Origin of the sequence: Sphingomonas pruni NBRC 15498, from assembly GCF_001598455.1 — a bacterium.
Classification (GTDB): domain Bacteria; phylum Pseudomonadota; class Alphaproteobacteria; order Sphingomonadales; family Sphingomonadaceae; genus Sphingomonas; species Sphingomonas pruni.
In genome coordinates this window covers 1-5,616 of record NZ_BCYZ01000118.1, presented here as the reverse complement: position 1 = coordinate 5,616, position 5,616 = coordinate 1, and the positions used below count along the sequence as shown (strand labels likewise).

Below are 5,616 nucleotides of genomic sequence, written 5' to 3'. Positions count from 1 at the left end.
GGGGGGGGGGGGGGGGGGGGCCAGTCACGGACGATACGCTTTGCGAGACATCCCCCACCCCGACCCCTCCCCTGAAGGGGAGGGGCTTTCTTGAATATCGACCCACCCCCCGGCGGCTTCGCAGGCCCGGTAAAACGCTCGATCACCATCGCAGGGCACGAGACCTCGATCACCCTCGAACCCATATTCTGGCGAGCACTTGAAGAGGCGGCGGAGGTCCGTACCTTGCCACTCTCCGCCCTTGTCGCCGAGATCGACGCGTTGCGCATCCTTTCCGATGACCCGCCCAACCTCGCCAGCGCGTTGCGGACCTGGGCATTTAGTGAGGCCAATCACAAGAGTATTGAGAATATTTCTCAATAGCGTTGACTCTGCGAACGACTCTCAATAGCGGGTCTCTCAAGGGAGATAAGAGTGACTCGCAACAACTCCGCGCGCCGTGTCGCGCAGCCAGCTTTCCTTGCCTTGTCGTGCGTCGGCGCCTTCGCGTCGCATTCGGCGTTCGCCGCCGGCGGGCCCGATCCGACGCTGGCCAATGACGATGGCGACGATCAGGATCGCCGCCACGACATCATCATCAATGGCCAGCTGATCAAAGCGGAGGCGGAACCCAACGGTCCCAAGGACGTGGCGCGCGTAGTCGACACGCCTAAATCGATCGTCGTCATTCCGAGCAAGGTGATTGAGGAAACGGGATCGGCGTCACTCCAGGATGCGCTGCGCACCGTGCCCGGCATCACCTTCGGCGCGGCCGAGGGCGGCAATCCGATCGGCGATCGGCCGTTCATTCGCGGCTTCGACAGCCAGGGGTCGATCTATGTCGACGGCGTGCGCGATCTGTCGTCGCAAACGCGCGAGACCTTCGCGATCGACTCGGTCCAGATCGTGCGCGGCTCGGATTCGACGCTTGGCGGGCGCGGATCGGCGGGCGGCACGATCAACATCATCTCCAAATTGCCCAAAGCCGGCACGTTCGGCAGCGTCACGGCGAGCTATGGTGAGGCCGACTACAAGCGCGTCACCGCCGACCTGAACGTCGCGATCACACCCACCGTCGCTTTCCGCGTTCAGGGACTCTGGCACGACCAGGATTTCGCCGGCCGCGACGCGATCCGGGCGAGGCGATGGGGCTTCGCGCCATCGCTGACGATCGGCCTCGACACGGCGACGCGATTGACCGCGAGCTATTACCGGCTGGAAAGCCACGAGCTGCCTGACAGCGGCATTCCCTACCTCTACACGATCGCCAACGCGCCGGGCACGGGCAACATCTACACCCAACCGGCGCTCGGCCGGATCACCACCGCCGGCGGCCAGACCGGCTATGTCGATCGCAGCACTTACTACGGACTGGTCGACCGCGACTTCCGCGACGCGACCACCGATCAAGCGACGATCCGCGTCGAACACGATCTGTCGCCGACGCTCACCATCCGCAATACCGCGCGCTGGTCGCATTCAACCCAGGCTTATATCTTCCTGCTGCCCGACGACAGCACCGGTAACGTCTACGGCACGGCGCCGGCCAATCCGACGACGGGGGCGGCGGGCGCGCGCGGCGACCTGGTCAGCGGCGGCTATGTCTGGCGCCGCGCCAATACGCGCTACAGCTATTCGGACGCGCTGACCGATCAGATCGATCTGTACGGCACATTCGATACCGGCGGCATCAAGCACAGCATCGCGGTGGGCGCGGAATTTTCGTGGGAAAAGGCGCGGCGCGGCACCTTTGTGACGCGCGGCTTCCTCAACTCCTCCAGCGTCGAAACGCTGTCGACGGGCTCAACGATCAGCCCGCGCTGCAACACGACGACGGTGTCGCGTTACTATTGCACCAGCCTGTTCAACCCGAATCCCTATGATCCCTGGGTAAATTACGCGAGCGACACGTCGACCACGCCATCGCCGATCGTGAAGTCCTTGCCGCTCGAAGAGACGCAGAACGACGCCAATACGGTGAGCGTCTATGGCTTCGACTCGATCACGCTGACGCCGCAGCTGATCCTGAACCTCGGCGCACGGTTCGACCGCTTCAAGTCGGTGACCACGCCCGGCCAGACCTATGCCGCGACCCAGTCGTTCCGGCTCGGCCGCACCGATGAATTGTTCAATTGGCAGGCGGGCCTGGTGTTCAAACCGACTCCCGAGACCAGCCTCTATGCGAGCTACGCGACCGCCGCGACGCCGCCCAACACGTTGCTCGGCGAAGGGCGCGAGGACAATGCGCTGCCGACCTCGACCAGCGGATCGAATCTCGCCATCCTCGATGCGCTCAAGGTACAGAAGACCAAGTCCTATGAGGTCGGCGCCAAGGCCAGCCTGTTCAACGAACGGCTGGGATTGGGCCTCGCGATCTTCCAGACCGATATCGCCAATGCGCGCGTGACGGGCGACGACGGCCTGCCGTCGTTCCTGGGCAAGACGCACATTCGCGGGCTGGAATTGACTGTAAATGGCACGATCCTGCCCGGCTGGACGGTGTTCGGCGGTTATACCTGGCTCGACCCCAAGATCATCGACGGCGGGTTCACCTCGCTGGCGGTGGCGGCGGTTGGCGGGGCCAAGGCGACCAATGTGCTCGTCCCGTCGGTCAACAACGGCAAGCAGGTACCGCAAACCGCCAAGCATTCGCTGACCGCCTGGACCACGGTCGACGTCACCAAGCGCTTTTCGGTCAGTGGCGGGGCGCTTTACATGGACCGGCAATTCGGCGGCTACGCCGACAACCGCGCGGCGACGCAGACCAGCGCGGGGGTGGTCACCGTGACGCCGGCGACCAAGGTTCTCTATCGTATGATCCCGTCTTATTGGCGGTTCGACGCGCGCGCCTCGTACAAGCTGACCAGGAACATCCAACTCAGCGTCAACGCGCAGAACCTGACCGACAAGGTCTATTTCAACCAGGTCTATACCAGCCATTACGCGTCGATCGCTACCGGGCGGACGGTGTTCGGATCGGTGGAGTTCAAGTTCTGATGACGGCAGAACCGTCCGTCGTCGACGCGGCGCGCTTGCTCGACGACCCGGTGGAGCGCGCGGCGTTCCTGTGCCAACGCGCCGAAAACGGAGAGGCAGAGGCGCGGGCGCTCTACGGCCAGGTGCTGCTCGACGGAAATGGCGTGACCAAAGACGAAGCCGCCGGCTTCGCCTGGTTCAACCGTGCTGCTGCGCAGGGTCATTTGATGGCGCTCAACATGGTCGGGCGTTGTTATGATCTCGGCTGGGGCGTCGCGATCGACAAGGCACGCGCGGCGGACTGCTATCGCGTCGCCGCCGAACGCGGACTCGACTGGGCGATGTACAATTACGCGACGTTGCTCGCGCTCGGGCACGGCGTCGCCGAGGACAAGGCGGCGGCGCTCGCCTGGTTCCAGAAGGCGGCGAAACTGGGGAATGCCAAGGCGATCAACTTCGTCGGCAGCTTTCATGAGGACGGCTGGGTGGTTGCGCGCAACCTGACCAAGGCGGCACGGCTCTACGAACGCGCGGCCGAGGGTGGCGATTTCCGCGGCATGTTCAACCACGCCCGCATGCTGGGTGCCAAGGGGCGCGGCGAGGAAGCGCTTCGCTGGATTGAACGCGCGGGAGAGCGGGCGACGCCGGCCTTCGTCGCCAAGGCCGCCGCGTTTCTAGACGCTTCGCCGGTGGCCGCCTTTCGCGCGCGCGGCCGCGCCGCGATCGAGCGCGGGGCGGGCCGATGCTGATCGCAATTCCCGATGTGCTCGACGCAGCGGGCGTCGCCAGGATGCGCGCGATCATCGACGCGGCCGGGTGGATCGACGGCAACGCGACCTCCGGCCACCAATCGGCGCTCGCCAAGAAGAACGCGCAATTGCCCGAGGAATCGGCGGCGGCGCGTGAGGCGGGGACGATGGTGCTCGACGCCTTGTCGAGCGCGGCCGTGTTCGTCGCCGCCGCCCTGCCGCTCAAAGTCTATCCGCCGCTGTTCAACCGCTATGCCGGCGGCGATACGTTCGGCGCGCATGTCGACAGTGCGGTCCGCATCCGGCGCGGCAGCGACTTCCGCATCCGCAGCGACTTGTCGGCGACGCTCTTCCTGTCCGATCCCGACAGCTATGACGGCGGCGAACTGGTGATCGAGGATCAGTTCGGCGAACAACGGGTCAAACTGCCGGCCGGACATATGGTGCTCTATCCCGCGTCGAGCGTGCATCGGGTCGAACCGGTCACGCGCGGCTCGCGTGTCGCGTCCTTCTTCTGGATACAATCGATGATCCGCGACGACGGTGCGCGTCGCATCCTGTTCGAGCTCGACCAGTCGGTGCAGGACGTCGCCGCGCGGCTCGGCCAGGGCGATCCGGCGGTCGTGCGGCTGACCGGCACTTATCACAATCTGCTCCGCCGCTGGGCTGAGGCATAGGACGACGATGACCAAGATCGGGCTGCGCAATTTCTGGTTCCAGGTGCACAAATGGATCGGATTGGTCCTGGCGATCCTAATCATTCCGCTCTGCGTGACCGGCGCCGCTTTGGTGTGGGACGAGGCGCTCGACCATGGCCTCAATCCGCAGCGCTATGCGGTCAGCGGCGAGCGGACGATCGATCCGCAACTCTACGTCCAGGCCGCGCGGGCGGTGCTGAAGCCGGACGATCGTATCCAATCGGTCACTTTACCCAAAAGCGATGGTCCGGTCGTTGTCGCGGCCATACCGGGCAGCGCCAGGCCGCAAGCAGGGCCGCCGGTGCGGACCAATGTGTGGCTCGATCCGCCGACCGCGCGGGTGCTCGATCGTGCGAGCAGCAATTCGGGGCTGATCCGGGCGATGCACATGATCCACGGCAGCATGATGATCCCGGTTTGGGGCCGCTCGATCGTCGGCTGGCTGGGCGTCGCGATGCTGTTTTCCTGCTTCACCGGCATCTGGCTGTGGTGGCCCACGGTCGGCAAATGGGTGAGGGGCCTGCGCTGGCGGCGGCACCGCAATCTCGACACCAATCTGCACCATCTGTTCGGCTTCTGGATCGCCCTGCCGTTGTTTGTGCTGTCGCTGACCGGCGCGTGGATCAGCTTTCCGCAAGTCTTCGGCGCGATGTCGGGCGCGCAGCCGCAAAAGGGGCCCGACCGCGCCGCGCTGGCGCGGGCGAAACCGCTGGAAGCGCCGAAGACCAGCCTCGATGGTGCGATGGCCGGTGCGCGGAAGGCGCTACCTGGCGAGATCGCGATGATCGCCTGGCCGACCGACCTCAAGCCCGAATGGACTTTCACGATCGGCGAGGGCGCGGCGCGTCAGGTCAAGGTCGACGATGCGACCGGCGTTGCCAAGGCCATGCCGGCACCCAAAGAAGACACCGCACGTCTGATGCGCCGCATCCATGACGGCACGCGGATGGGCTGGCTGTGGCAGGTGGTGATTTTCCTGGGCGGCCTGCTGCCGGCGATCCTGGCGGTGACCGGCGTCATCATGTGGTGGCGCGCGCGGGGTTGGAAGGCCGAGCTGAAGGCGCGGCAGCGGGCGAAAGTGGCTTGAACTCCTCCCCGGAACGGGGAGGGGGACCGCGCGGCGTCAGCCGCGTGGTGGAGGGGCCCCACGATCCGCTCACTGCGCAGCTTGCGGCTAATGAGTCGCGGGCCCCCTCCACCATTCGCTGGGCGAA

General features: G+C 65.5%; 5 protein-coding genes. All 5 read left to right on the top strand.

Annotated features, from left to right (window positions below; all coding sequences use genetic code 11):
* Positions 1-90 precede the first annotated feature (90 nt).
* From SPR01S_RS20330 to SPR01S_RS20310, 5 genes are read left to right on the top strand one after another with little or no spacing between them, the layout of a single operon-like run.
* A complete protein-coding gene (locus tag SPR01S_RS20330; protein ID WP_066593478.1) occupies positions 91-363 on the top strand; it encodes a ribbon-helix-helix domain-containing protein in 273 nt (90 codons plus the stop codon).
* A 51-nt stretch (positions 364-414) separates the two neighbouring features.
* A complete protein-coding gene (locus SPR01S_RS20325) occupies positions 415-2,976 on the top strand; it encodes a TonB-dependent receptor (RefSeq protein ID WP_245662144.1) in 2,562 nt (853 codons plus the stop codon).
* Positions 2,976-3,704: a tetratricopeptide repeat protein gene (locus SPR01S_RS20320; RefSeq protein ID WP_066593474.1), complete on the top strand. Its 729-nt coding sequence runs from the start codon at positions 2,976-2,978 to the stop codon at positions 3,702-3,704. The genes SPR01S_RS20325 and SPR01S_RS20320 overlap by 1 nt, the downstream gene beginning before the upstream one ends.
* Positions 3,698-4,381, top strand: a complete 684-nt coding sequence (locus SPR01S_RS20315; protein ID WP_066593466.1) for a Fe2+-dependent dioxygenase — start codon at positions 3,698-3,700, stop codon at positions 4,379-4,381. Before SPR01S_RS20320 ends, SPR01S_RS20315 begins: the two co-directional genes overlap by 7 nt.
* Before the next feature lie 7 nt (positions 4,382-4,388).
* A complete protein-coding gene (locus SPR01S_RS20310; RefSeq protein ID WP_066593464.1) occupies positions 4,389-5,489 on the top strand; it encodes a PepSY-associated TM helix domain-containing protein in 1,101 nt (366 codons plus the stop codon).
* Positions 5,490-5,616 lie beyond the last annotated feature (127 nt).